Origin of the sequence: Rhizobium mayense (assembly GCF_030272705.1) — a bacterium.
GTDB classification, from domain to species: Bacteria; Pseudomonadota; Alphaproteobacteria; order Rhizobiales; family Rhizobiaceae; genus Rhizobium; species Rhizobium mayense.
The window spans coordinates 1-26393 of sequence record NZ_JARFYM010000012.1; the positions used below are offsets into that span (position 1 = coordinate 1).

Annotated in this window: 27 protein-coding genes, 1 pseudogene and 1 riboswitch; of the genes and pseudogenes, 11 read left to right on the plus strand and 17 right to left on the minus strand. The window is 60.5% G+C overall.

The window, feature by feature from the left end; all coding sequences use genetic code 11:
* The 5 genes and pseudogenes from PY649_RS16380 to PY649_RS16400 form a co-directional block, all read left to right on the plus strand.
* Positions 1 to 135, plus strand: a pseudogene (locus PY649_RS16380) (S-(hydroxymethyl)glutathione dehydrogenase); the annotation flags it as partial.
* A 117-nt stretch (positions 136 to 252) separates the two neighbouring features.
* Positions 253 to 828: an S-(hydroxymethyl)glutathione synthase gene (gfa, locus tag PY649_RS16385; protein ID WP_285869616.1), complete on the plus strand. Its 576-nt coding sequence runs from the start codon at positions 253 to 255 to the stop codon at positions 826 to 828.
* Between the two features lie 90 nt (positions 829 to 918).
* Positions 919 to 1383 carry a YaiI/YqxD family protein gene (locus PY649_RS16390; RefSeq protein ID WP_285869617.1) on the plus strand — a complete coding sequence of 155 codons (465 nt, stop codon included), beginning with the start codon at positions 919 to 921 and terminating at the stop codon, positions 1381 to 1383.
* Positions 1380 to 2213 (plus strand): S-formylglutathione hydrolase, encoded by an 834-nt coding sequence (gene fghA / locus PY649_RS16395; RefSeq protein ID WP_285869618.1) that lies wholly within the window; start codon positions 1380 to 1382, stop codon positions 2211 to 2213. The genes PY649_RS16390 and fghA overlap by 4 nt, the downstream gene beginning before the upstream one ends.
* 153 nt (positions 2214 to 2366) lie before the next feature.
* The gene (locus tag PY649_RS16400; RefSeq protein ID WP_285869619.1) at positions 2367 to 2681 is read left to right on the plus strand and encodes a DMT family transporter; all 315 of its coding nucleotides are present in this window, start codon (positions 2367 to 2369) and stop codon (positions 2679 to 2681) included.
* A gap of 12 nt (positions 2682 to 2693) precedes the next feature.
* On the opposite strand, the gene PY649_RS16405 is transcribed toward PY649_RS16400, so the two are convergent.
* The 8 genes from PY649_RS16405 to PY649_RS16440 all read right to left on the minus strand — a co-directional run bounded on the left by PY649_RS16405 (position 2694) and on the right by PY649_RS16440 (position 9068).
* Complete coding sequence (locus PY649_RS16405; protein ID WP_285869620.1) at positions 2694 to 3080, minus strand: DoxX family protein; 387 nt, start codon at positions 3078 to 3080, stop codon at positions 2694 to 2696.
* Between the two features lie 141 nt (positions 3081 to 3221).
* Positions 3222 to 3611: a DoxX family protein gene (locus PY649_RS16410; protein ID WP_285869621.1), complete on the minus strand. Its 390-nt coding sequence runs from the start codon at positions 3609 to 3611 to the stop codon at positions 3222 to 3224.
* Positions 3612 to 3731: 120 nt separating this feature from the next.
* Positions 3732 to 5264 carry an acyl-CoA carboxylase subunit beta gene (locus tag PY649_RS16415; protein WP_285869622.1) on the minus strand — a complete coding sequence of 511 codons (1533 nt, stop codon included), beginning with the start codon at positions 5262 to 5264 and terminating at the stop codon, positions 3732 to 3734.
* Positions 5265 to 5326: 62 nt separating this feature from the next.
* Positions 5327 to 5803, minus strand: a complete 477-nt coding sequence (locus tag PY649_RS16420) for a hypothetical protein (RefSeq protein ID WP_285869623.1) — start codon at positions 5801 to 5803, stop codon at positions 5327 to 5329.
* A 70-nt stretch (positions 5804 to 5873) separates the two neighbouring features.
* Positions 5874 to 6659, minus strand: a complete 786-nt coding sequence (locus tag PY649_RS16425; RefSeq protein WP_285869624.1) for an ATP12 family chaperone protein — start codon at positions 6657 to 6659, stop codon at positions 5874 to 5876.
* 9 nt (positions 6660 to 6668) lie between these two features.
* Positions 6669 to 7322, minus strand: coding sequence for an HAD-IA family hydrolase (locus PY649_RS16430; protein ID WP_285869625.1), 654 nt, complete (start codon positions 7320 to 7322; stop codon positions 6669 to 6671).
* Positions 7319 to 8317 (minus strand): RluA family pseudouridine synthase, encoded by a 999-nt coding sequence (locus tag PY649_RS16435; protein WP_285869626.1) that lies wholly within the window; start codon positions 8315 to 8317, stop codon positions 7319 to 7321. The genes PY649_RS16430 and PY649_RS16435 overlap by 4 nt, the downstream gene beginning before the upstream one ends.
* A gap of 217 nt (positions 8318 to 8534) precedes the next feature.
* Positions 8535 to 9068 carry a copper chaperone PCu(A)C gene (locus PY649_RS16440; RefSeq protein ID WP_285869627.1) on the minus strand — a complete coding sequence of 178 codons (534 nt, stop codon included), beginning with the start codon at positions 9066 to 9068 and terminating at the stop codon, positions 8535 to 8537.
* 181 nt (positions 9069 to 9249) lie between these two features.
* Positions 9250 to 9337, plus strand: a riboswitch (glycine riboswitch).
* Between the two features lie 147 nt (positions 9338 to 9484).
* Here PY649_RS16440 and gcvT point away from each other — a divergent pair.
* From gcvT to PY649_RS16465, 5 genes are all read left to right on the plus strand, one after another.
* Positions 9485 to 10621, plus strand: coding sequence for a glycine cleavage system aminomethyltransferase GcvT (gene gcvT, locus PY649_RS16445; protein WP_285869628.1), 1137 nt, complete (start codon positions 9485 to 9487; stop codon positions 10619 to 10621).
* A gap of 26 nt (positions 10622 to 10647) precedes the next feature.
* Positions 10648 to 11010 (plus strand): glycine cleavage system protein GcvH, encoded by a 363-nt coding sequence (gcvH, locus tag PY649_RS16450; RefSeq protein ID WP_285869629.1) that lies wholly within the window; start codon positions 10648 to 10650, stop codon positions 11008 to 11010.
* Positions 11010 to 13874 carry an aminomethyl-transferring glycine dehydrogenase gene (gene gcvP, locus PY649_RS16455; protein ID WP_285869630.1) on the plus strand — a complete coding sequence of 955 codons (2865 nt, stop codon included), beginning with the start codon at positions 11010 to 11012 and terminating at the stop codon, positions 13872 to 13874. Before gcvH ends, gcvP begins: the two co-directional genes overlap by 1 nt.
* Before the next feature lie 74 nt (positions 13875 to 13948).
* A complete protein-coding gene (locus PY649_RS16460) occupies positions 13949 to 14647 on the plus strand; it encodes an alpha/beta hydrolase (RefSeq protein WP_285869631.1) in 699 nt (232 codons plus the stop codon).
* A gap of 1 nt (position 14648) precedes the next feature.
* Positions 14649 to 14924, plus strand: a complete 276-nt coding sequence (locus PY649_RS16465) for an addiction module antidote protein (protein ID WP_285869632.1) — start codon at positions 14649 to 14651, stop codon at positions 14922 to 14924.
* Positions 14925 to 14947: 23 nt separating this feature from the next.
* Here PY649_RS16465 and sufA read toward each other — a convergent pair whose 3' ends face one another.
* The 7 genes from sufA to PY649_RS16500 all read right to left on the minus strand — a co-directional run bounded on the left by sufA (position 14948) and on the right by PY649_RS16500 (position 21973).
* Complete coding sequence (sufA, locus tag PY649_RS16470) at positions 14948 to 15337, minus strand: Fe-S cluster assembly scaffold SufA (RefSeq protein ID WP_285869633.1); 390 nt, start codon at positions 15335 to 15337, stop codon at positions 14948 to 14950.
* 76 nt (positions 15338 to 15413) lie between these two features.
* Complete coding sequence (locus tag PY649_RS16475) at positions 15414 to 15794, minus strand: SUF system Fe-S cluster assembly protein (protein WP_285869634.1); 381 nt, start codon at positions 15792 to 15794, stop codon at positions 15414 to 15416.
* Between the two features lie 11 nt (positions 15795 to 15805).
* Positions 15806 to 17047, minus strand: coding sequence for a cysteine desulfurase (locus PY649_RS16480; protein ID WP_285869635.1), 1242 nt, complete (start codon positions 17045 to 17047; stop codon positions 15806 to 15808).
* A 14-nt stretch (positions 17048 to 17061) separates the two neighbouring features.
* Complete coding sequence (gene sufD, locus PY649_RS16485; RefSeq protein WP_285869636.1) at positions 17062 to 18336, minus strand: Fe-S cluster assembly protein SufD; 1275 nt, start codon at positions 18334 to 18336, stop codon at positions 17062 to 17064.
* Between the two features lie 22 nt (positions 18337 to 18358).
* Entirely contained in the window at positions 18359 to 19114 is a 756-nt protein-coding gene (gene sufC / locus PY649_RS16490) for a Fe-S cluster assembly ATPase SufC (protein ID WP_285869637.1), read from the minus strand.
* 74 nt (positions 19115 to 19188) lie between these two features.
* Positions 19189 to 20658 (minus strand): Fe-S cluster assembly protein SufB, encoded by a 1470-nt coding sequence (sufB, locus tag PY649_RS16495; RefSeq protein WP_285869638.1) that lies wholly within the window; start codon positions 20656 to 20658, stop codon positions 19189 to 19191.
* A 148-nt stretch (positions 20659 to 20806) separates the two neighbouring features.
* Complete coding sequence (locus PY649_RS16500) at positions 20807 to 21973, minus strand: cysteine desulfurase family protein (protein WP_285869639.1); 1167 nt, start codon at positions 21971 to 21973, stop codon at positions 20807 to 20809.
* Positions 21974 to 22206: 233 nt separating this feature from the next.
* Between PY649_RS16500 and PY649_RS16505 the strand changes: the two genes are divergently transcribed.
* A complete protein-coding gene (locus PY649_RS16505) occupies positions 22207 to 22884 on the plus strand; it encodes an alpha/beta hydrolase (protein WP_133706014.1) in 678 nt (225 codons plus the stop codon).
* 181 nt (positions 22885 to 23065) lie between these two features.
* Here PY649_RS16505 and PY649_RS16510 read toward each other — a convergent pair whose 3' ends face one another.
* Both PY649_RS16510 and PY649_RS16515 read right to left on the minus strand, forming a co-directional pair.
* Entirely contained in the window at positions 23066 to 23584 is a 519-nt protein-coding gene (locus tag PY649_RS16510) for a GNAT family N-acetyltransferase (RefSeq protein ID WP_285869640.1), read from the minus strand.
* 178 nt (positions 23585 to 23762) lie between these two features.
* On the minus strand, positions 23763 to 26177 hold the full coding sequence (locus PY649_RS16515) for a caspase family protein (protein WP_349644431.1): 2415 nt from the start codon (positions 26175 to 26177) through the stop codon (positions 23763 to 23765).
* Between the last annotated feature and the right edge of the window lie 216 nt (positions 26178 to 26393).

Consider the following 26393-nt stretch of genomic DNA (forward strand, 5'->3'; position numbering starts at 1 on the left):
ATCGTCGACTGGTACATGGAAGGCAAGATCCAGATCGACCCGATGATCACCCACACCATGCCGCTCGAAGACATCAACAAGGGCTTCGAGCTGATGCATTCGGGGGAAAGCATTCGCAGCGTGGTGCTGTATTGAGGCGGTCACAGACAGCGACGGCACCGGAGAACGCTGCACGACTTTGAATAGCGCGCGGCCTTTTGGCAAATCGATCCTGATTTGGGGCCGTGGGCAACCAAGGAGGAGGAGTTGAACATGCCAAGTCAAGTATCGATACACCCGGCGCTCGACGGCGGAGTGAAGGCGGGACAGGCGAATTTCAGCGGTGGGACGCTGGTCTGCGCCTGCACCGATCGCCCCGTCAAAGTCGCCATCAGCGGCGCAATTGCCCATAACCACGCCTGTGGCTGTACCAAATGCTGGAAGCCGAATGGCGCAGCCTTTTCGATCGTCGCCGTCACCGCGCATGAAAACGTCAAGGTTCTGGAAAACGGCGACAAGCTCGCGGTCGTGGATCCCGACGCCTTGATCCAGCGGCACGCCTGCGAAGCCTGCGGCGTGCACATGTACGGGCCGGTGGAACGCGACCACGCCTTCAAGGGTCTCGATTTCATTCATCCTGAGCGTTTTCAGGAAAGCGGCTGGCCCGAGCCCGGCTTCGCCGCCTTCGTCTCATCGATCATCGAATCCGGAACGCCGCCCTCAGCCATGGCCTCCGTTCGCAGCCGGCTGAAGGAACTCCACCTCGAACCCTATGATTGCCTGAACCCGCCACTTATGGATGCTATCGCAACCTGGGCCGCGAAAAAGGCGGGCACATTGAGGGAATAGGTCTGGCCCCTGATGGGGGACTTCGCTAAACCGCGACTGCGCATTCAGTTGGATGCGCAGCGCTTCTGCAATGAAACAACGTCAGTTCCCATGATTTACGTCGATGCCGATGCCTGCCCGGTCAAACCGGAAATATTGAAAGTGGCCGAGCGCCACGGCATCGAGGTGACGCTTGTCGCCAATTCCGGCCTCCGGCCGTCACGTGATCCAATGGTAAGGAACGTCATCGTCTCCAACGCTTTTGACGCTGCCGACAACTGGATCGCGGAGCACGCCGGCCCTGGTGATATCGTCGTCACCGCCGATGTGCCGCTGGCCGGGCGCTGCGTCACCGCCGGCGCGCTGGTGACCGGGCCGACAGGCCGTGTTTTCGACAATACCAATATCGGCATGGTCACCGCGATGCGCGATCTCGGCGCGCATCTGCGCGAGACCGGCGAAAGCAAGGGCTATAATGCCGCCTTTTCACCACGCGACCGTTCTGCCTTTCTCGAAACCTTCGACCGGCTCTGCCGGCGCGCCAAAGCTCATAATCCGCCTGGAGGTCAGCCTTGAACATCATTTCCCAGAACACCGCTTTCGGCGGCATGCAAGGTGTCTTTTCGCATGCGTCCGAGGCCTGCCACTGCGAGATGACCTTCGCGGTCTTCGTGCCGCCACAGGCGATCAAACAGCCCTGCCCGGTCCTCTGGTATCTCTCAGGCCTCACCTGCACGCATGCCAACGTGATGGAAAAAGGTGAATATCGCCGTATGGCGGCGGAACTCGGTCTGATCATTGTCTGCCCGGACACCAGCCCGCGCGGCAACGATGTTCCCGACGAACTGACCAATTGGCAAATGGGCAAAGGCGCCGGCTTCTATCTCGACGCCGCCGAGAAGCCGTGGGCTGAAAACTACCAGATGTACACCTACATCACCGAGGAGTTGCCCGCGTTTGTCAGCCAGCATTTCCGCATGGATATGAGCCGGCAAGGCATTTTCGGCCATTCCATGGGCGGCCATGGCGCGATGACGATTGCGCTGAAAAATCCGGAGCGCTTCAAGAGTTGCTCCGCCTTCGCTCCGATCGTGCAACCCTCGACGGCCGACTGGTCAGCGCCGGCCTTCGAGAAATACCTCGGCGCCGACAAGGCCGCCTGGCGAAAATATGACGCCTGCGCGCTTGTCGAGGATGGCGCCCGCTTTCCGGAGTTTTTGATTGATCAGGGCAAAGCCGATGGTTTCCTCGAAACAGGTCTGCGTCCATGGTTGTTCGAAGAGGCGATCAAAGGCACCGGTATCGGCCTGACGCTGCGCATGCACGAGCGCTATGACCACTCCTATTACTTCATCTCCAGCTTCATGGACGATCATCTGAAGTGGCATGCCGAACGGCTGGCGTGAAACGGGTGGCATAGCCGCTATGCAGTCCCCAGCTTGAAAAGCGAGTTTAGCAGAGGCATATCTCCTGTTGCGCAGACGACTGCGGCGGCCGGCATTGGATTGCCGGACGTAAGACACCGCGGGGACGGCCTCGCTCTTAAAAAGGAGCGTAATATGGCTTGGTTCCTACTTTTCCTCGCGGGTTTATTCGAAATCGGTTGGGCCGTCGGCCTGAAATATACCGATGGCTTTACTCGACCGATCCCCACAGGCCTCACTCTCGTCTCCATGGTCGCCAGCGTCCTGCTGCTCGGCCTGGCGGTAAAGACCTTGCCGATGGGCACGGCTTACGCGGTCTGGACGGGCATCGGCACGGTCGGCACCGTTCTACTAAGCATCTGGCTGCTCGGCGATCCCGCAACCCTTATTCGCCTATTCTGCATCGGCCTGATCGTCGCAGGTATTGCCGGGCTCAAGCTCGTCGCCTGAGTCTGCGTTACGTCATTGGCGCTGGCGATTGTCCAGCGCCCAGAGGCCGGGCCCCGCAAACACCATGTACAAGAAAATGAAGCAGAAGAGCACTGCGCCGTCACCCTGGTTGTTGGCCGGAAAAAAATCGATCGGCATATGCACCATGAAGTAAGCGAAGGCCATTTCACCGCTGAGAATGAAGGCGACCGGCCGGGTGAAGAGCCCGAGAAAAATCAAGATACTGCCGACAAACTCGATGACGCCGGCAACAAAAAACAGTGTCGAGATTTCAAAGGGTGCTTCGGGAAAATTGAAGAGCTTCTGCGTAGCGTGCTCGAAGAATAACAGCGCCGTTACGATTCGCAGGACCGCAAGGGCGGCGGGCTGATACTGCGACAGGCGCTCGAAAGCCGACATGAAAATCTCCGTTTGAACTGAGAAGGCGGCCAGTACCTCTGAGGAACATGGTCGCTTTCCGTTGACACCAGAGTCAACACGCCAACCGCAGATTTTATTCGCCGGGCCCGGATATCAATCCAAGCCCGGCCAGATTGCATATTATTTCCTGCTGTTATCGACAGCCAGCAGACCCGGGCCCGAGAAGACCAGGTACAGGAAGACGAAGCAGAACAGAATGGCAGCGTCGCCGCCATTGTTGGCGGGGAAGAAGTCCTTCGGCATATGCGACATGAAATACGCGACCGCCATGTTGCCGCACAGAATGAACGCAACGGGACGGGTGAAGAAGCCGACGAAAATTGCCAGCCCGCCAAAGGCTTCCAGAATGCCTTGAACCAAAAGCAGTGTCGGCAGAGGACCGCCGTGAGCGCCGGCCGGGAAGCCGAGAAGCTTCTGTGTGCCATGCTCCATAAACTGCAAGCCGGTCATGAGACGCAGCAGAGTCAAGGCATAAGGCTGATATTGATTCAGGCGATCAGAAAGTGTCATCGTCTACTCCAGTTTCGTTTCCTGGAGTCACCATTAGTTTGTGGGGGTGTGAAGGTGAAGACACGGCTTCTGACACCCAATCAAACCTTCGTGTAAAAACCGTGACTTGTTGTCACATCCTTAAAGCGGAATGTTGTCGTGTTTTTTCCAGGGATTGGTCAGATCCTTGTTGCGCAGCATCCTCAGCCCGTGCGCCAGCCGACGCCTGGTTGAATGCGGCATGATCACTTCGTCTATATAGCCGCGCTCAGCGGCGACGAACGGCGACAGGAAACGGTCCTCATACATCTTCGTATGCGCGACGATCTTCTCGGGATGGGCGATGTCCTTGCGGAAGATGATCTCGACCGCGCCCTTTGCGCCCATGACGGCGATCTGCGCCGTCGGCCAGGCATAGTTCAGGTCGCCGCGCAGATGCTTTGACGCCATGACGTCATAGGCGCCGCCGAAAGCCTTGCGGGTGATGACGGTGAGTTTCGGCACGGTGGCTTCCGCATAGGCGAAGAGCAGCTTGGCGCCGTGCTTGATCAGCCCGCCATATTCCTGTGCGGTTCCCGGCAGAAATCCCGGTACGTCGACGAAAGTAACGATCGGGATGTTAAAGCAATCGCAGAAGCGCACGAAACGGGCCGCCTTGCGCGAGGCGTCGCTATCCAGCACGCCCGCCAGCACCATCGGTTGATTGGCGACGAATCCGACCGTCGCGCCCTCGATGCGGCCGAAACCGCAAACGATGTTCTTGGCGAAGCTTGCCTGGATCTCGAAAAAATCGCCCTCGTCCGCGACCTTCAGGATCAGCTCCTTGATGTCATAGGGCTTGTTGGCATTGGCCGGGATCAGCGTGTCGAGCGACGTATCAGGATCGGTGACGGATTGATAGCACTCGATCTCTGGAAGTGCCGCTGTATTCGACTGCGGCAGAAAATCGATGAGCCGGCGCACTTGCAGCAACGTGTCGATGTCGTTGTCGTAGGCGGCGTCGGCGATCGAGGATTTTGTCGTATGCACTGTGGCGCCGCCAAGCTGCTCCGACGTCACCGTCTCGTTGGTGACGGTCTTCACCACGTCCGGGCCGGTGACGAACATGTAGGACGTGTCGCGCACCATGAAGATGAAATCGGTCATAGCCGGCGAATAGACGTCGCCGCCGGCGCAAGGACCCATAATGATCGAGATCTGCGGTATGACGCCGGAGGAGAGCACGTTGCGCTGAAACACCTCGGCATAGCCGCCGAGCGCCGCCACGCCCTCCTGGATGCGCGCACCGCCAGCATCATAGATTCCGATGATCGGCGCCCGGTTTTTCAGCGCCATGTCCTGAACCTTCATGATCTTCTCTGCATGCGCTTCCGAAAGCGAGCCGCCGAAAACCGTGAAATCCTTGGCAAAAAGAAAGACCGTGCGACCGTTCACGGTACCCCAGCCGGTGACCACGCCGTCGCCGGCGATCTTGCTTTTGTCCATGCCGAAATCAATCGAGCGATGCTCGACGAACATGTCGAACTCTTCGAAGGAGCCTTCGTCGAGGAATATTTCGATGCGCTCGCGCGCCGTCAGCTTGCCGCGTGCATGCTGCGCATCGATACGCGCCTGACCGCCTCCGAGCCTTGCGATCTCTCGGCGACGCTCCAATTCCTGCAGGATCTCTTTCATGATGGCCCTCTTCTCCGCTTATCCGGCTTAGCATGGCACGGCAGCACTTGGTAGCCGTCGGCTCAATTCACCAGCGGCGGTGCCTTCAGCGCGAAGATGGAGCGGATGCGGGCCGCAATATCCTCAGCCATCAAATCATCAGCCGCGGTCGGATCCGGAGTGAAATTCGACGTGTCGAAGGAGGCGATGGCAACCACTGCGCCAGTGTCGATCGAAGCGGCATCAACATTGATCTTCGCCGCGTTGCGATCCTTATTGAAGCTCCGCCCCTTGCGAACATCCGTCAGGCGGATGGTGAGCGCCACTTTCGGCAGCGGTGTATCGCGGGTCGTCACGGCGATGGCGGCGTTGACGCGCTCGTTGATGGCGGAAAGCAGCGTCGGCGAAACCGGCGGAACCGACTGATCGGCGACGACAGTGGCGCTGCGCACATCATAGGCCGGAGGTGAAGGCGGCGGCGTCAGCGACCAGCTCGAGCATGCAGCCAGCGCCAGACACCCTGCGAGCGCTGATACCGCACCCGACCTCAACAACAACATGATTCGCGTCCCGAATTTCCCGATCCTTGAGATACAGACTTCGATATAACGGACTGCAAATCAACAACAATTAACTGTGAAATGCGGAAAAAACGTCCGTGGCGGCCTGGAACTCTTCGAAGCGCTGGGCGCGGCGGTGTTCGGCCTCCTCGTCGCGGCCCCAATGTTCGATCGTCCAATCCTCGTCGAGATGAGCCAGCGACCAGACCTCATCGAGCGGCAGCTGGCCCTCGGCGAAAGCGAGCGCCAGGATTGCCGAACCCGTCAGCGTCGTGATCGTGTGCAGGCTGGCCAGTTCCAGCGGCGTGTCGTATTTGCGCAGCGTCACGGCAAAGGCGGCGATCGCTTCGCGCGGCTGTTCCTGATGCATGACGCCCTCGGCGAGGATGAAGCGAGCGCCGAGTTCGTTTGCGGCCCAGTCGATCACCGGGTTCCATTGCTCCGACTGCCGCTCCACCAACCGCTCCGGCGTATCAGCGCGATAGCAGAGCAGGTCGCTGGAGGAAAAGCGCAGGATGTCCTCGAATACCGCCTGGCTATCGGTCGCCACACCGTCGAGCGCGGTGTTGACGAGCCGGGTCACCGGCATGGTCGCAGGGTCGATCACGTCGACCTGCCGGGCCCACTCGGCTGCCACCAACTTCGCCAGCGCCTCTGTCGGCACAGCGAGCGATTGGCGCGCAGGCGTCTTCACCACCTTGCCGTCGAGCTCGATCAGATGGCCGTCTTCGCTCTCGCGGACGCTCACATCCTTGTAGAAGCGCTTCGGCAGCGGCTTCTTCATCTGGATTTGCGCCCGGCGGACAGGGTCGGGGTGGCTTAGGCCTCCGGAAAGATCGTTAAACAGGTCGCGCATGGCGTCACCTCAGAGAATGTGGCTCAACAGGTCGTTCGGGTGATGGGCGATCGTGTCGGCGCCGGCGGCCAGCAGTTCTTCCACTGAAGCGTAGCCCCAGGCAACGCCGATCGCGGTCGCCCCGGCCGCTTTCGCCATCTGCATGTCGTACACGGCATCGCCGATGACGATTGTATCATGCGGATCCATGCCGGTCTCGCTGCAGCATTCCGTCACCATGGCGGGATGCGGCTTCGAGGGGCAATCGTCCGCGGTGCGCGAGACGACGAAATAGGGCGTAAAACCATTCGCTTCAAGAATATGCGTCAAGCCGCGGCGGGACTTGCCGGTGACGGCGCCGATCAGCAGTTCGTCGCGGGCGGCGAGCGTTTCGATCAACGGCCTGATGCCGTCGAAAAGCGGTGTCTGCATATCCCCTTCGTCGCGCACGCCGGGGAAGATCGACTTGTAGTGCGCCGTCATCGCGATCGCCTCGTCATCGACATGTGGCTTGCCCTGCATACGGGCGATCGCGATGTCCAGTGTGAGGCCGATGATCGATTTGGTGGAAGCGACATCCGGGCGCTTGTAGCCGAAATCGACGAAGGTGCGGGCCATGACCTCGTGAATCAGCCGGACGCTATCGACCAGCGTCCCGTCGCAATCAAAAAGCACCAGTTTCATTCGTCGTCCGGCTCCCCTGCCGTTGCCTCGTCAAAGCCGAGGAGGTTCCACGTCTGCACCATATGTGGCGGCAGCGGCGCGGTGACGCGCAGGCGCCCGCCATTTGGATGCGGGATATCGATGTGGCGGGCGTGCAGATGCAGCCGCTTCTGAACGCCGCCTGGGAAGTCCCAATTCGGATCGTCCTCGAAATATTTGGGATCGCCGATGATCGGATGGCCGATATGCAGCGCATGGACGCGGAGCTGGTGGGTGCGGCCGGTATAGGGTTCCATCTCCAGCCAGGCGAGGCGCTGGGCGGCAGTTTCCACGATGCGGTAATAGGAGACCGCGTGATCTGCGCCCTCCTCGCCATGTTTGGCGATGCGCATGCGGTCGCCGTCCGGTGTCGTTTCCTTCACCAGCCAGGTGGAAATCTTGTCTTCCTGCTTGCGCGGGACGCCCTTCACCAGCGACCAATAGGTCTTTTTGGTATCGCGCTCGCGAAAGGCGGCCGTCAGCTTCTGCGCAGCACCGCGGGTGCGAGCGACCACAAGGACGCCGGACGTGTCGCGATCGAGGCGATGCACCAGGCGCGGCTTCTCGCCCTTCTGGCTCGTCCAAGCCTCCAGCATCTTGTCGATATGGCGGCTGACGCCGGAGCCGCCCTGCACGGCAAGGCCGGCCGGCTTGTTCAGCACATAGACCTTGTCGTCCTCGTGCAGCAGCATACGCGCCAGAAGCTCGGCATCGCCCGAATGCTTCAGCTCCTTGCCGGCGATAGGACCATTCTTCGGGCCTTTGGCGTCGACATCGAGCGGCGGCACGCGCACCATCTGCCCCGGCTGAACGCGCGCATCCGTCTTCACACGGCCGCCGTCGACACGCACCTGGCCGGAGCGCATCAGCTTTTGCAATTGTCCAAAGCCAAGTCCGGGGAAATGCACCTTGAACCAACGGTCGAGGCGCATGCCGGCCTCATCAGGCTCGACCTTTATATGCTCAATCCCGGCCATTCTTCTTCTTTCAAGCGCCGCGACATGATCCCGAAAAGTGTGAAACGGTTTCGGACAAGATCATACCAAATCAGGGAACTGGGGCGATCAGGCCCCAGAGCCGGGTCATCCCGGCCTTTTGAGGTGGCTTTAGAGCATTTCGGCGAAAAGTGGAAACCGGAATTGTCGATGGGCGGGAATTTTGTGACAGCGATGCATCTTGGCGCCGGCGCAAACCTCAGCTTGCGTTCGGCGCCATGACCGGCAAAGCGATATCGACCATCCCCGCCTTATCGAACATCAGCATTACCGGCACTGTGCTGCCCTGCTTGAACGGCGTCTTCACCTGCTTGAACATCATGTGCAGGCTGTTCGGCGAAAGTGTCACGGTGGCGCCTGCAGGAATGGCGATACCTTCCTTGACTTCGCGCATCTTCATGATCTGACCTTCCATCTTCATCTCATGCAGCTCGACCTTACCGGCGGCAGAGGATGTGACGGAGGTTAGCCTGTCGTCGCTGCTGCCGCCATTGTGGATGGTGATATAGCCGCCGCCGACCGGCTGTCCGGGCAACATGGCGCGGACATAACCGCCGCTGATGTCGAGGTCGCCGAGCTTTGCTGTCGCCGCGCTCGTGGGCGCCTTGCCAGCATCCATATGCATTCCGGACATGCTATTCATGTCGTTGCCCTGCTGGGCCATGACGGCGGCAGCGGAGAAGGATAGTGCGGTCGCCGAAATCAGCAATGTTACGATATATTTGCGGTTCATCATTGGCTCCTGCCCGGCTCCTCTATTCACGCATGGGATAGCCTGCCGAAGCGCGATTGCAAAGTCCCCTGCATCCATTGGTCGCGCGCATGGGTATGGGCTCGATATGCGACACGACAAAAATTTGTTTCAGGGCGACATTTGCCCCTTGCCATCCTCGGCGACTACCAGATAATGGCACGCAACCCTGTTGGGAGAATCCGGCGCGAGCCGGTGCCGAAGGAGCAACCGCCCCGGAAACTCTCAGGCCAAAGGACCAGCAAGGGGCAGACGGAACTCTGGAGAGAAACGCGCAAGCGTTCGCCGAAGGGATAACAATCTCAGGCAAACAGACAGAGGGGGCTCATCGCAAGGCGCAGTCGCGCCCGAATTTTGAGCCCGCGCTTTTGGCTGAGCGCAAACCCCGGAGGCGTCATTTGGACGAGACCGCTGCCCTCAAGAAGACACCCCTTCACACCCTGCATCTGTCGCTCGGTGCCCGCATGGTACCGTTTGCCGGCTATGACATGCCGGTGCAATATCCTGCCGGCGTGCTCAAGGAGCATCTCTGGACCCGTGCATCGGCCGGTGTGTTTGACGTCTCGCATATGGGGCAGGTGACGATCCGCGCCCGCTCCGGCTCTTACGAAGATGCAGCGCGGGCGTTGGAAAGCCTGGTGCCGATCGATATTGTCGGGCTCGCCGAGGGCCGTCAGCGCTACGGTTTTTTCACCGATGACAATGGCGGCATTCTTGATGATCTGATGATCACCCACATGGACGACTATCTCTTCGTGGTCGTCAATGCTGCCTGCAAGGATGCAGATCTTAAGCATCTTCAAGACCATATCGGCGATACCTGCGAAGTCACATTACTTGATCGCGCCCTGATCGCGCTGCAGGGACCGCGTGCCGTCTCCGTTCTCGCCGAGCTCTGGGCGGATCTCGCCCACATGAAGTTCATGGATGTCCGCCATTGTCGCCTGCATGACGTTTCCTGTCTTGTCTCCCGCTCGGGCTATAGTGGCGAAGACGGCTTCGAGATTTCCGTACCGGCCGACAAGGCCGAAGATATTGCCAAGCGGCTGCTGGAACACCCCGATGTCCAGCCGATCGGTCTCGGCGCCCGCGATTCCCTGCGTCTCGAAGCGGGGCTTTGCCTCTACGGCAACGACATCGACCAGACGACGACGCCGGCGGAAGCAGCACTCGAATGGGCAATGCAGAAGGCCCGCAAGACTGGCGGCGCCCGCGCTGGCGGTTTTCCTGGTGCGAGCCGCATCCTTGCAGAGCTCGACAACGGCGCCACGCGGCGCCGTGTCGGTCTGAAGCCGGAAGGCAAGGCACCGGTGCGTGGCCATGCCAAGCTTTATGCGGATGCTGAAGGCAAGACCGAGATCGGTGAAGTCACCTCCGGTGGCTTTGGTCCGAGTATCGAAGGTCCCGTTGCCATGGGTTACGTGCCCGTCAGCTTCGCAGCACCTGGCACGCCAGTCTACGCCGAGGTGCGTGGCAAATACCTGCCGGTCGCCGTTTCTCCCCTGCCTTTCATCACCCCGACCTACAAACGCTAAACGTCATATTCCAGAGAGGATCGTCAATGCTGAAATTCACCGAAGAACATGAGTGGCTGAACATTGAAGGCGATGTTGCGACCGTTGGGATCACGGCGCATGCCGCTGAACAGCTTGGCGATCTCGTTTTCGTCGAACTGCCCGAAGTCGGCGCTAGCTTCTCCAAGGGCGACGATGCCGCGACCGTCGAATCCGTCAAGGCGGCGTCAGAGGTCTATTGTCCGCTCGATGGCGAGATCACTGAGATCAACGAAGCCATTACCGCCGATCCGGCACTCGTCAATTCCGACCCGATGGGAGCTGGCTGGTTCTTCAAGTTGAAGCTCAAGAATGTCGCCGATGCCAATGGTTTGCTGGATGAATCCGGCTATAAGGAGCTCATCGCGTAATGGATACGCCTACTGAATTCACGTTTACGGACTACCAGCCCTACGATTTCGCCAATCGCCGCCATATCGGTCCGTCTCCGTCTGAAATGGCCGATATGCTGAAGGTAATCGGCTATGGCAGCCTCGACGGACTGATCGATGCGACTCTGCCGCCCTCCATCCGCCAGAAGGCGCCGCTCATCTGGGGCGCGCCGATGACGGAGCGCGAGGCGCTCGACAAGCTGCGCGAGACCGCCAACAAGAACAAGGTTCTCGTTTCGCTGATTGGCCAGGGCTACTACGGCACGATCACGCCGCCGGTCATCCAGCGCAATATTCTGGAAAATCCGGCCTGGTACACGGCATATACGCCCTATCAGCCGGAAATCAGCCAGGGTCGCCTCGAGGCATTGCTGAACTACCAGACGATGATCTGTGACCTGACGGGTCTCGATGTTGCCAACGCCTCGCTTCTCGATGAAGCGACGGCTGCCGCCGAAGGCATGGCGATGGCCGAACGCGTGGCGAAATCCAAGGCCAAGGCCTTCTTCGTCGACGCGGATTGCCATCCGCAGACCATTGCTTTGATCAAGACCCGCGCCGAACCGCTGGGCTGGACTGTCATCGTTGGCAATCCTTTCAGCGATCTCGATCCGGTCGATGTCTTCGGCGCCATCTTCCAATATCCGGGCACGCACGGTCACATCAATGACTTCACCGGGCTGATCTCGAGACTGCATCAGACCGGCGCGATCGCCGTTGTCGCTGCCGATCCGCTCGCTCTGACGCTGCTGAAGTCACCCGGCGAAATGGGTGCCGACATTGCCGTCGGCTCGTCGCAGCGCTTTGGCGTGCCGGTGGGTTACGGCGGTCCGCATGCGGCCTACATGGCCGTCAAGGATGCCTATAAGCGATCCATGCCCGGCCGTCTTGTCGGCGTTTCGGTCGACGCGCGCGGCAACCGCGCCTATCGCCTGTCGCTGCAGACCCGCGAACAGCACATCCGTCGCGAAAAGGCGACGTCGAACATCTGCACTGCGCAGGTGCTGCTCGCCGTCATGGCCTCCATGTACGCCGTCTTCCACGGCCCGCAGGGCATCAAGGCTATTGCCCAACAGGTGCACCAGAAGGCCGTATTGATGGCCAAGGGCCTGGAAAAGCTCGGCTACAAGATCGAACCGGAGACCTTCTTCGACACGATCACCGTCGAGGTCGGTCACATGCAGAGCCTGATCCTGCGCGCGGCCGTCGCTGAAGGTGTCAACCTGCGCAAGGTCGGAGAAACCAAGATCGGCATGAGCCTCGACGAGCGCACACGTCCGGCAACGCTGGAAGCCGTCTGGCGCGCCTTTGGCGGCAATTTCCCTCTCGCCGACTTCGAGCCCGGCTATCGCCTGCCGAAGGGCCTGTTGCGCACCAGCGAATACCTGACGCATCCGATCTTCCACATGAACCGCGCCGAAAGCGAAATGACCCGCTACATCCGCCGGCTCTCCGACCGCGATCTCGCGCTTGACCGCGCCATGATCCCGCTCGGCTCCTGCACGATGAAGCTGAACGCAACGGCGGAAATGCTGCCGATCACCTGGCCGGAATTCTCCGACATCCATCCGTTCGTTCCGGCTGATCAGGCGCTCGGCTATCGCGAGATGATCAACGACCTGACGGAGAAGCTCTGCGCGGTCACGGGCTACGATGCCTTCTCGATGCAGCCGAACTCAGGCGCGCAGGGCGAATATGCAGGCCTCTTGACCATCCGCAACTACCACATCGCCAACGGTCAGGGTCACCGCGACGTCTGCCTGATCCCGACCTCGGCGCACGGCACTAATCCGGCCTCCGCGCAGATGGCCGGCATGAAGGTTGTGGTCGTCAAGGTCAGCGATGACGGCGATATCGACATGGCCGATTTCCGCGCCAAGGCCGAGCAATATGCCGATACCCTCTCCTGCTGCATGATCACCTATCCGTCGACGCACGGCGTCTTCGAAGAAACTGTGAAGGAGATTTGCGCTATCGTGCATATGCACGGCGGTCAGGTTTATCTCGATGGCGCCAATATGAACGCCATGGTCGGCCTTTCCCGCCCAGGCGATATCGGCTCCGACGTCAGCCACCTGAACCTGCACAAGACCTTCTGCATTCCGCATGGCGGCGGCGGTCCCGGCATGGGTCCCATCGGGGTCAAGGCGCATCTGGCAGCGTATCTGCCCGGCCACCCGGAAACCGACGGCCGCAGCGGCGCAGTGTCCGCTGCAGCTTTTGGCTCGGCTTCGATCCTGCCGATCTCCTGGAGCTATTGCCTGATGATGGGCGGCGAAGGGCTGACGCAGGCGACGAAGGTCGCGATCCTCAACGCCAACTATATCGCAGCGCGGCTGACGGGCGCTTACGACGTGCTCTACAAATCGCATACGGGCCGCGTGGCGCATGAGTGCATCATCGACACCCGTCCGCTGGTCGACAGCGCCGGCGTCACCGTCGACGACGTCGCGAAGCGCCTGATCGATTGCGGGTTCCACGCTCCGACGATGAGCTGGCCGGTTGCCGGCACGCTAATGATCGAACCGACCGAATCGGAAACCAAGGCGGAGCTTGACCGCTTCTGCGAGGCGATGCTGGCGATCCGCGAGGAAGCCCGCGCCATCGAAGAAGGGCGGATGGATAAAAACGACAACCCACTGAAAAACGCCCCGCACACGGTCGAAGACCTGGTTGGCGAGTGGAACCGTCCCTACTCCCGCGAACAGGCTTGCTTCCCGCCGGGCGCTTTCCGCGTGGACAAATATTGGTCGCCGGTCAATCGTGTCGATAACGTCTACGGTGACCGGAATCTCATCTGCACCTGCCCGCCAGTTGAGGCCTACGCCGAAGCCGCGGAATAAGTGTTTTTCCAAAAAAGCGAAGCGGCTCAGCCGCTTCGCTCTTGCTCGACATAAATCTATCGCGAAAAATCACTATGACTGCGCCGCGCGTCCTATGGGGCGTGCGGCACTTTTTACAGCGCGGCGAAATACGGCGCCGGAAGTCATACATCATGCCGGATTTGTCAGGATTTTACTTTGTTGCGGGACGGGAATCTCTTTCCTCTCCGCCGCTCGTTCTGTTGCATGGCAGCGGGAGAAGCGAAGCGGAACTCATTCCGCTCGCAGACGAAATTGCACCACAGCGGCCCTACATGTCTTTGCGTGGCGGCGTGGATTGGGAAGGTGGCTTTGCCTTTTTCCGTCGCAATCCCGACCGGAGCCTCGACCATGATGATCTCCGTGAGCAGACGGCTCGGATCTGTCGGTTCATAGGTGCTGTCGTTGAACAGGGCGTATTGAGGCAGCCTCCCATATTGCTGGGATTTTCCAATGGTGCGATCATGGCCGCCTCTATCCTGCATACCCAGCCTGGCTTGGCGTCGGGCGCCATCCTGTTACGCCCTTTGTCGCCCGCGCCGGGCAAAGCTTTCGCGCCGATGCCCGGCCTGCCGGTCTTGATTACCGCAGTCGAAAATGATGAACGCCGGCGACCCGACGATTCGGTGCTGGTAAAAACACAATTTGAGAACTGTCAGGCGGATGTCCGCAGCTATCTGCTGCCGACGGGCCACGGCTTGCACGAGAGTGAAGCCGGCCTGATCCGCGATTGGATTATACAGAAAGGCATATAAAATGGCCCAGCAAACGCCCGTCAGCGTGGAGGCCGTCGACGGCTATATCGCGGCCGCCTTCGAAACCGACGATCCGTCCTCCATCGCCAAGGCGCTCGGCGAGGTCGCCCGAACGCGCAACATGAGCAAGCTTGCCAAGGATGTCGGCATGAACCGCTCTGCTCTTTATCGGGCGCTGAGTGGCGACGGAAATCCGGAATTTGCGACCATCTTGAAGGTTGTCAGGGCGCTCGGCTTGAAGCTGATGCCAGTCGAGCGCGAATCCGACGCCGCCTGATATCAAGCGGCGCTCGGCATCTGTCAGACGGCCGGGGCGGCCTGACGTTGTGCCGCCAAAGCCGCAAGGTCGGCAGGCTTCAGTTCTACAGATTCGCCGCAGCCGCAGGCCGACGTCTGGTTCGGATTGGTGAAGGTGAAGCCGGAGCGCAGCGTTGTGGTCTCGAAGCCCATCTCGGTGCCAAGCAGGTAAAGCACCGCCGACGGCTCGACCCATACTTTGGCGCCGTCGCGCTCGATCAGGTCGTCCTTGGCGCTCGGTTCGGTCACGAGGTCGATGGTATATTCCATCCCGGCGCAGCCGCCCTTCTTGATGCCGACGCGAACGCCTTTGGCATCGGGGCCGGAATTTTCGACGATCGCCTTGACGCGTGCTGCGGCGTCATCCGTCATGCTCATCACTGCAAAGCCCATGGGCTCATTCTCCTTCCACAACCGGGGTCAAGATCCGGTGCTTCGAGTCATAATGTAAAGCGGGCAGCTTAAAGCTTCAATACCAGCCGACCGCTACCTGCGCCTCTTCCGACATGCGATCCGGAGTCCACGGCGGGTCGAAGGTCATGGCGACTTCGACGCCTGAAACGCCTTCGACGGCGCCGACCGCATTTTCGACCCAGCCGGGCATCTCGCCGGCGACCGGGCAGCCCGGCGCAGTCAGCGTCATCACGATCTTCACCATGCGGTCGTCTTCGATATCGATCTTGTAGACCAGGCCGAGTTCGAAGATATCGGCTGGGATTTCAGGATCATAGACCGTCTTCAGCGCGCCGATGACATCGTCGCTGAGGCGTGCCAGCTCTTCCTCGGGAATGCTGGAATGCACGATGCCCTCGCGCACGCCGATCTTCTGTTCGCTTTCATCGAGTGACATCACTTGCCTCCTTAGGCAAAGAATTTGCGCGCATATTCCAGCGCATCGACCAGGGCATCCACCTCGGCACGGGTAGTGTACATGCCAAATGATGCACGGCATGTGGAGGTGACGCCGAAGCGTTTCAAGAGCGGCTGGGCGCAATGGGTGCCCGCGCGCACCGCAACGCCCTGACGATCGATCACCATCGAAACGTCGTGCGAATGAATACCCGCAAGTTCGAAGGAAAAGATACCGCCTTTGCCGGGTGCCGTGCCGAAAATGCGCAGCGAGTTGATCTCCCGCAGCCTTTCCGCTGCGTAGGCCGCGAGATCGGCCTCGTGGCGGGCGATCGCCTCGCGACCGATGCTTTCCATATAATCGAGCGCGGCGCCAAGCCCGATCGCCTGGACGATAGGCGGGGTGCCGGCCTCGAAACGATGCGGCGGATCGTTGTAGGTGACGTTGTCCTCGCTGACGTCGAAGATCATCTCGCCGCCGCCCTGGAAGGGCCGCATCTCGCGAAGCCTGTCCTTCTTGCCGTAGAGCACACCGATCCCCGAAGGGCCGTAGAGCTTGTGGCCGGTCATGACATACCAGTCGCAATCGATATCCTGCACGTCGACGGGCAGGTGCACGGCGCCCTGCGATCCATCGATCAGCACTGGAATGCCGCGCTCATGGGCGATCCGGCAGACTTCCTTGACGGGAACGACGGTACCGAGCGCGTTCGACATATGGGTGATGGCGACGAGCTTCGTGCGTTCCGTCAGGCTCTTTTCGAAATCCTCGATATGGAATGCGCCTTCATCATCGACCGGCACCCAGACCAGCTTGGCGCCCTGCCGCTCGCGGATGAAATGCCAGGGCACGACGTTGGAATGATGCTCCATGATCGAAAGCACGATCTCGTCGTCCTCGCCGAGCTTGGGCATGCCCCAACCATAGGCGACGGTATTGATCGCCTCGGTCGAGTTTTTGGTAAAGACGATATCGTCGACCGACGGCGCATTCAGAAAGCGGCGCACTTTTTCGCGCGCAGCCTCATAGGCTTCGGTAGCGGCATTGGAGAGAAAATGCAGACCGCGGTGCACATTGGCATATTCGCTGGAATAGGCGTGCGACACCGCGTCGATCACGACTTGCGGCTTCTGTGCGGATGCACCGCTGTCGAGATAGACCAGCGGTTTGCCGTGGACGGTCGTCGACAGGATCGGAAAATCCCTACGAATCGCTTCTACGTCATAAGCGGTGGCTGGTACGATCTTGTCCACGAGCGTTGCTCCAATCAGGCGTGCTTTTCGAGCCAGGCCGAGATAACGCCTTCCAGCGCCTCGACCAGGGCTTCGTCTTCCAGCTCCTCGATGATCTCCGCCACGAAGGCGTTGACCAGCATGGCACGAGCTTTGTTCTTCGGAATGCCGCGCGCCATCATGTAGTAGAGGTGGTTCTCGTCGATGTCGGCAACGGTGGCACCATGGCCGCACTGCACGTCGTCGGCGAAGATTTCGAGCTCCGGCTTGACGGAGAACTCGGCGTCGTCGGACATGAGCAGCGTGTTGCAGGCCATGCGGGCATCGGTCTTCTGCGCATCCGGGGCCACGCGGATCATGCCCTGGAAGACGCCGCGGGCGCGGTCGAATACCACGTTGCGTACGATCTCCGTCGAGGCCGTGTGCGGCACGTTGTGGCCAAGCGTAAGCGTCACATCGGTATGCGTATCGCCGCCAAGCAGGTTGACGCCACGCACAACGAGGTCGGAGCCCTCGCCCGTGACTTTCACATACAGCTCCTGGCGCACCAGCTTGCCGCCGGCGTTGATGACGAAAAGCTTCAGTTTGGCATCCGCGCCAAGATCGACGCGGATCTGGCCGAGATGTGTGTCCTCGGTCCCCTGCTCCTGCAGGATGATCCAGGTCACTTCGGCACCCTTGCCGATCTTGAGGTCGCTGACCGAGGAGACCAGCGCCGCCGCACCGGGCACGGCCTGGTGACGCTCGATCACGGTCGCCTTGACATCGGCGCCGAACGAAACCGGCAGGCGGCTGTGGATCTGGCCGCCGGCATGGACGAACTGGATCTCCAACGGTGCATCAAGTTCGGTGCCTTCGGGAAATTCGATGACGTAGCCGTCGCGGACGAAGCTGCCGTTGATGCGGCCGATGGCGTCATCGCTGCCGAGCGCCGTCAGGCCGGCGGCGGCCGTACCATCGGCCAAGCTGTCGGCATAGCGGCTGACAACCAGGCCATCGACCGAAGTCTTGCCACTCACGCTGCCCTGCAGAACCGGCAGCACAGCCGAACCGGGGACGGTGGGCGACAGAGGTTCGACGTTGCCTGAGCCGAGGTCGGTCGGAACCGATCGCAGCAGGTTCTTGAAATCGGTATAGTGCCAAGCCTCGAAGCGACGCGTCGGCAGGCCGGCGGTCTTGAGATCGTCCAGCAGGCGGTCGCGGACGGCGAGCACGTCGCCATCGCCCGGCAAATCGCCCAACTGGTCGTTATACGCCTCGATCAGCGCCGTCTCCGCGGCGGTCAGGCGGCTCGTCGTCTGAATGTTCATCGACGTCTCCTTTCCGCCCCGATCAGGCTGCAGCCCCGATGATGTCGGCATAGCCGTTGGCTTCGAGCTCATGCGCCAGTGTCTTGTCGCCCGACTTGATCACCTGTCCCTTGTAGAGCACGTGAACGGTGTCCGGGATGATATAGTCGAGCAGGCGCTGGTAGTGGGTGATGACGATCACGGCGCGGTCTGGAGAGCGCAGCGAATTGACGCCGTCTGCGACGATCTTCAGCGCATCGATATCGAGACCGGAGTCGGTTTCGTCCAGCACGCAGAGCTGCGGCTCCAGGAGCGCCATCTGCAGGATTTCGGCCCGCTTCTTCTCGCCGCCGGAGAAGCCGACGTTCAGCGGGCGCTTCAGCATTTCGGTGTTGATGTGCAGCTTGCCGGCCGCGTCCTTGACCCTGCGCATGAAGTCGGGCGTCGTCAATTCGGCTTCGCCGCGCGCCTTACGCTGCTCGTTCATCGCCACCTTCAGGAATTGCATGGTGGCAACGCCGGGGATCTCGACCGGATACTGGAAGGCAAGGAAGATACCTTTGGACGCGCGCTCGGCAGCGTCGAGATCCAGAATGCTTTCGCCATTGTAGAGGATGTCACCCTCGGTGACTTCGTAGTCCTCGCGGCCCGACAGGATGTAGGAGAGCGTCGACTTGCCGGAGCCGTTCGGACCCATGATGGCAGCCACTTCGCCTGCCTTCACCGTCAGGTCCAGGCCGCGGATGATCTCGGTGCCGTCTTCGGCGATACGGGCGTGCAGGTTCTTGATTTCAAGCATAGTAGAATCCTATCGAAGGAATGAAGGTGCGGCGCGCCGCTTGCGCGCCTGAAACATGTCTGTTGTCGAAGGCGTTAGCCGACGCTGCCTTCCAGCGAGATGCCGATCAGCTTCTGGGCTTCGACGGCGAATTCCATCGGCAGTTCCTGCAGGACTTCCTTGACGAAGCCATTGACGATCAATGCGATCGCCGCTTCTTCCGGAATGCCGCGCTGCAGGCAATAGAACAACTGATCCTCGGAGATCTTCGACGTGGTGGCTTCGTGCTCGAACTGCGCGGTCGAGTTCTTCGCCTCGATATAGGGCACCGTATGCGCACCGCACTTGTCGCCGATCAGCAGTGAATCGCACTGCGTGAAATTGCGGGCGTTCGAAGCGCGGCGGTGAGCCGAGACCTGGCCGCGATAGGTGTTCTGCGACACGCCGGCGGCAATGCCCTTGGAGATGATGCGGCTCGACGTGTTCTTGCCGAGATGGATCATCTTGGTACCGCTATCGACCTGCTGATGGCCGTTCGAAACCGCAATCGAGTAGAACTCGCCACGGCTGTCGTCGCCGCGCAGGATGCAGGACGGATACTTCCAGGTGATCGCCGAGCCGGTCTCGACCTGGGTCCAGGAGATCTTCGAACGATCGCCGCGGCAATCGCCGCGCTTGGTGACGAAGTTGTAGATGCCGCCCTTGCCGTGCTTGTCGCCCGGGTACCAGTTCTGGACGGTCGAATACTTGATTTCGGCATCGTCCAGCGCGATCAGCTCGACCACTGCTGCATGCAGCTGGTTTTCGTCGCGCTGCGGCGCCGTGCAGCCTTCGAGATAGGAGACATAGGCTCCCTCTTCGGCGATGATCAGCGTGCGCTCGAACTGGCCGGTATTCTTCTCGTTGATGCGGAAGTAGGTTGAGAGCTCCATCGGGCACCGCACGCCCTTCGGCACGAAGACGAAGGAGCCATCGGTGAAGACAGCCGAATTCAGCGTCGCATAGAAGTTATCGGTCGTCGGAACGACGGAGCCGAGATATTTGCGCACGAGCTCGGGATGCTCGCGGATGGCTTCCGAGATCGACATGAAGATCACGCCGGCCTTCTTCAGCTCTTCCTTGAAAGTCGTGACCACCGAGACCGAATCGAACACTGCGTCGACAGCGATCTTCGATTGCTTGACGCCGGCGAGGATCTCCTGCTCACGCAGGGGGATGCCGAGCTTCTCATAGACCTTCAGCAGTTCCGGGTCGACCTCATCGATCGACGTCGGGCCGGAGGTGCTCTTCGGCGCGGCGTAGTAATGGATGTCGTTGAAGTCGATCTTCGGATATTCGACGCGGGCCCAGGTGGGCTCCTCCAGCGTCAGCCAGCGGCGGTAAGCCCCGAGACGCCATTCCAGCATCCATTCAGGCTCCCGCTTCTTCGCGGAAATCAAGCGGATGATATCCTCGGACAGGCCCTTGGGAGCCTTGTCCATTTCGATGGTGGTTTCAAAACCGTATTTATACTGGTCCACGTCGATCAGACGAACCTGATCGACGGTTTCCTGGACTGCAGGCATGTCGTTCTCCAATCTCGCCGGATCCAAGGTCCGGCAGCTTGTCAACGTTGCGGCAGACTGAAATGTCTACCCTCTATGTAGTCGGCCAAAAGGGACTTTTCAGCCCGCTTGGCAAGCGGAAATTTGCGTTTCCGCAAAATTGTGGCCATTAGGCCGCAGCTCCGGCTGTTTTGCGCCGTCCCGCAATTCTGGCGAAAGCGTCAATCGCCCGATCGACATCCTCTTCGGTCGTCGTAAAACCGAGCGAAATACGCAGCGCCCCGAGCTTGGGATCGCGGCCCATTGCCGCCAGCACATGGCTTTCACCCACCTTGCCGGAAGAGCAGGCGGAGCCAGCCGAAATCGCTAGCCCCTCCAGATCGAAGGCGATCTGTCCGGTTTCGGACTTTAGCCCCGGCAAGGTGAAGAAACTGGTATTCGGCACGCGTGGGCCGTCCTTGCCATGAATGATGACATCGGGCGCGGCAAGCCGCATCCCCTCCTCCAGCCGGTCACGCAGCTTTTCAACGGCCGCGTTGCGGCTGTCGAACTCAGCGACAGCGGCAGCAGCGGCGGCGCCGAAGCCGATAACAGCAAGCGCATTTTCCGTCCCGGAGCGATGTCCCTTTTCCTGGCCGCCGCCATGAATCAGCGGCTTCGGCATCAGCATTTCGCCGCGCGACACGAGCGCGCCCGCCCCTTTCGGTCCACCGATCTTGTGCGATGAGATGATGAGGAAATCCGCGCCGATCGCTTTGATGTCGAGCGGAACCCGGCCGGCCGCCTGCACGGCATCCACGACAAACACGCCGCCGAATGCCTGCGCGATCTTGGCTGCTTCATATACGGGCTGGAGAATACCGGTTTCGTTATTGGCGAGCATGATCGCTACCATTGGCAGCCCGCTTGCCTTGTCATGTGCCGAAAGCATCGTTTCTAACACAACAAGATCGACAATGCCGTCCGAAGTAACCGGAATTTCGCTGATCTTTTCCTTCGGAAACCGGCCGCCTTCCAGCACGGCAGGATGCTCGATGGCCGATGTATAGAGATGGCCGATGGTGAGCGGCGTGCGGCCCATGCGGAATTCCGGCGTCAGCACCATGTTGGCAGCTTCCGTCGCGCCGCTGGTGAAGACGACGTGGGCGGGCTCAGCGCCGGTCAGACTTGCGACTTGCCGGCGCGCGGCCTCGATCGCCGCTCGGGCGGCACGGCCTTCGCCATGGACAGAATTGGGGTTTCCATAAAGGTCCAAGGCATGCAACATAGCGTCGCGCGCCGCCTGATGAAGCGGTGCGGTGCCATTCCAGTCGAGATAAAGGCGCGTTGCCGCCATAATCTTCTTCCTGCCTGACGAAGCCTTGTTACGCCCGGCTCATTTTCCTTGAAATTTCAGCCGGGCATGCCTTATGACACGTTCCACAAACCATCGAACAAACGACGTGTGGAAGTTCGCGCCAAGTTTCGAATTGTTCTAAACTGCGTTCTAGAAAAGATGAGCGCAATAGTCAAGTCAACTTACTGCTTCCCGCATGGTTTGAACGCAGAAAAAGAAGAGCCGGAGTATCGATGCCCGAAGTTATTTTCAACGGCCCCGCAGGCCGCCTTGAAGGCCGCTATCAGCCCTCCAAGGAAAAGAGCGCCCCGATCGCGATCATCCTGCACCCGCATCCGCAGTTTGGCGGCACGATGAACAATCAGGTCGTCTACCAACTCTTCTATATGTTCCAGAAGCGCGGCTTTACGACGCTTCGCTTCAATTTTCGCGGCATTGGCCGCAGCCAGGGCGAATTCGACCATGGCGCCGGTGAGCTGTCGGATGCTGCCTCGGCGCTCGACTGGGTGCAGAGCCTGCATCCGGATTCCAAGAGCTGCTGGGTTGCCGGCTATTCCTTCGGTGCCTGGATCGGCATGCAGCTTCTCATGCGCCGCCCGGAAATCGAAGGCTTCATGTCGATCGCGCCGCAGCCGAACATTTACGATTTCTCGTTCCTGGCACCCTGCCCGTCGTCCGGTCTGATCATCAACGGTGATTCCGACAAGGTCGCCCCGGAAAAGGACGTCAACGGCCTCGTCGAAAAGCTGAAGACACAAAAGGGCATCCTCATCACCCACAGAATCGTCCCCGGCGCCAACCACTTCTTCAACGGCCAAGTGGAAACCTTGCTCGGCGAATGCGAGGACTACCTCGATCGTCGCCTCAACGGTGAACTCGTGCCGGAGCCGGCCGCCAAGCGGATCAGGTGATTTATCCCCTGCTCCGCTGGGGGAGAAGGGGCCCGCCCTTCGACAAGCTCAGGATGGCGGACGAGGGCTCGCCACATCGCGGCGAGCGGCTTGAGAGCACAACCAGAAGATCTTTCATCTCCCAGTAACGCCCCTCAACCCCAGCTTTGCTCGACCTTCTCCATTGGGGCGAAGGAATGAGTTACCGCGACATCTGAAAACTCGGACATACGATCCCATCGACCAAAATGGGTGCTCGCGGCTGCATTCCGATCTTGCATAGAACGCGTTGCGATGCGGCGTTTTCCGGATGTGTGAAGGCGATGAACTGGCGGGCGAAGCTGCGTTTGAAAAACCAGTCCGCCAGCGCACCGGCAATCTCGGTCGCGTAGCCGTTCCCCCAGGCTTCTCGGCGGATGGAATAGCCAAGCTCGAATTCGCCGCGTTCGCTCTCCTCCTGAAACCGTGAAAATCCGGCGCGGCCGATGAAACGGCCGTCGTCGCGCCTAAGCATCTTGTATTTGGTCACGCCATCACGCGCCTGTTCGCCGAGCCAGGTCTTGAGCCGTTCCTCGGCCTTCTCCAGGCTCCACGGGGCGGCGCCCGAAAGATAGCGCGTCGTTTCGATCGTCGAATGCAGCTGCCGAATCATGTGGGCATCACGCTTGTCCCACATTATCAAAACGAGGCGCGGGGTTTCGAGTATGATGGTCTCACTCATTTGCCTGCCTCGTTTCGCGAAAGATCTGAAGCCTGCGCTACGTGTAGGACCGTTCCGACTGCGAACCGGTGGATAAGTGCTAAACGCACGGCATGATTTCAACAAGCGCGATGGAGCAACAATCGCAATTGCGAAGGCCGCCTGAGCGGGCCTTCGGACTATCACCAGATATTATCGGTCACTGGCATGCGGGCAGGCCGGGTGCACCGCACGGTTTCTTTACCTGAGGTTTCTGAGGCGCAGCTGGGGGTTTCTGCGGCGCGGGCGGCGGTTTCACCTGCTGCGGTATGACCCTTGGCTGAGGCTGGGGTTGCGGCCTGGGTTGAGCCTGGGGCTGCGGTTGTGGCCTGGGCTGTGCCTGCGGCTTCGGAGGGGGCGGCGCCTTCGGTTGTACAGCCACACGCGGCGCCGGCTTTGGTTGAGCGGCTAGCGGATTGGCATGTCGTGGCGGCGCGGCAGCGACAGGAGGCTGGTTGCTGACCGGCGGCTTATTGGCCACCGCGGGTTTCGGCGGAACTTTGGCAACAGCGGGAGGCGTTGGCGGCTTCACGGTCTGGGCACGAACATTGGGTTTCGGCGCTGCAACCGCGGTATTCGGCTGAACGCTTGGAGCCGCCTGAGGAGGTGCTGGGGTCTTTGCAATCTGGTTTTGACCTTTCACCGCGGGCGCGTTGCCGACGGGCGGCAGTGGCTGCCCTTTCGAACTGGGAAGCGCACGCGCTTTGGCATTTGCGCCTCGCTGGGCAGGTTGAGGAGCTACAGCCGGATTTTGTATGGCATTGGGCGCAGCCTGAGGCGGTTGAGCCTGCTTCGCCTGAGGCGCTCCCTGATTGCTCAGCAGCTTGCCGGCGGGCGGCAGCGGCTGGCCGCTGGTACCGGGAAGCGCGCGCGCGGCGTTTCCGCCCTGCGGCTGAACCGAAGGCGCAACCGCCGGACCGGTTGCGGGCGCTGTTCCGACTGCCGGCGCTGGATTCTGCTTCTGCTGAACCGCAGCCTTCTTCTGCACCGAGGGCGGCAAGGCAACGTGCAGAGCTGCCGCGCCCGCGCCGGCGATGACGGCTGCAGCGCCGAGCTTCTGTCCCGTCGTCAGTCCCGGTGCTGCAGGTGCAGCCGGCGCAGCTCCGCTCTCGTTGACGATGGTATTGTTGGTGACCGTATTGTGGATGTTGTTGAAGATAATGTCGTTTTGGGGTGGCGCCACATTGCGTGGGGGGTCAACCCATTCTTGCACCGGAACGAAGACCGGCGCTGGCAAAACATAGATATCGTCCGAATACTGCGGCGGCGCAAGCACGACGAAATCCGGTGGCGGTGGCGCCAGGAAGACGACGGGCGGCGGCGGAGCATAGCCGAAGTCGGAATCATCGAAATAAAGGTCACGCCGCTCGACATAGACGATTTCCGGCGGCGGCGGCGGCACGTCGTATTCGATCACCGTAAAGGACGGCGGCGGCTCAAGAGCTGCCTCGAAATGTTCCAGACGGCGGCGGGCATCCCAGACATGGGGGCCTCGTGGATAACGTCTCAGATAGGACCAATAGGCCTCCGGCGTGTCCGCGGCCCAGGTTTCGCGCCAGGTGATCGCTTCGCGACGGGCGGCAATGATGGCGCGCACTCGCTTTGCCATGGCGTCGTGCGGGTAGGCAGCCAAGAAATCCTCATAGCCCTGCATCGTGTCGCGATCGAGCGCGGCAAAATAGGCATCCCGCTCGTTGAAATCGCGGATCGCCTTCGTCCGGATTGCAGCACTGTCGTAGCTGGACACCTGTGCAGCTGGCGCATTGGGGCCGCGATCGAAGAAGGTGAAGTCGTTGGTGAATTTCGAGGCATCCCAGGAGATCTGCGCGCCCTTGGTCAAATCGCTGACCCGCAGGCGTGTCCGATCGAACACATCGCCAAGCGACAGGCCGCCGACACGGATCATCTCCGCCAGCGCATGTGCATAGGAACCATAAGGACCTGGCTCCTGCGGCGCGACCGTACCGGGTGCCGCGTTGAAGGCGATCAGCTGATTGGCGTCCGGATCGACCAGCACCAGACCACCGGCCAGCGGTTGATTGGACTGTACGAATGGATTGGCGCGCGCCGCATCGAGCACGACGATGCTGCCGCGATTGTTGAGGGCGGCCAGCGATTTGGTGAAATCGCCCATCCGCAATGCCTGGAGCGGAACATCCGTGGCATTGGCGATTTGCGCATCCACAGGCACGAAATAATTATCGCCCTGATATTGCACCCCGTAGCCCGCCAGATAGACGAAAACGACGGTGTCGGGACCTGACGCATTCGCTTTCGCCAGAAAGTCCCTTATTGCGTCGCGCAACCCGTTCTGGTCGAGGTCGCGTGCGCCGATCACATCGAAGCCGGCTGCCTGCAGCGTTTGCGCAATCAGGCCGGCATCATTGGCCGAGGTCGACAAGGCGCCTGCCTGATAGGCAGCATTGCCCACCACAAACGCTATTCTTTTTTCTGGGGAACCTTGGGCTTGGGCCGCGCCTGCGACAGCGATAGAGGCCAAAACCAACATCATGGCAAAGAATGCCCGGATCGTCTTTCTGAATGACGATCCCATCATCGACAGCAGAGGTGACATACCTGTTTCTTCCACGCAATACTTGGCATACACGACCCCAGAATAGAATATTAGGATTCGATTTAGGCGAATGCGCGGCAGGTCCCCGGCGGCTTCGAGGCAAAGTTACCGTCTATTCACAATCACAAGCGCCTGTTCGCAGCTCCGGCTTCTGCCGAAACTTGCCATCCGTCCCACCAAAATGATGACGCGTCGGAAAAACGGTGCTAAACGCGC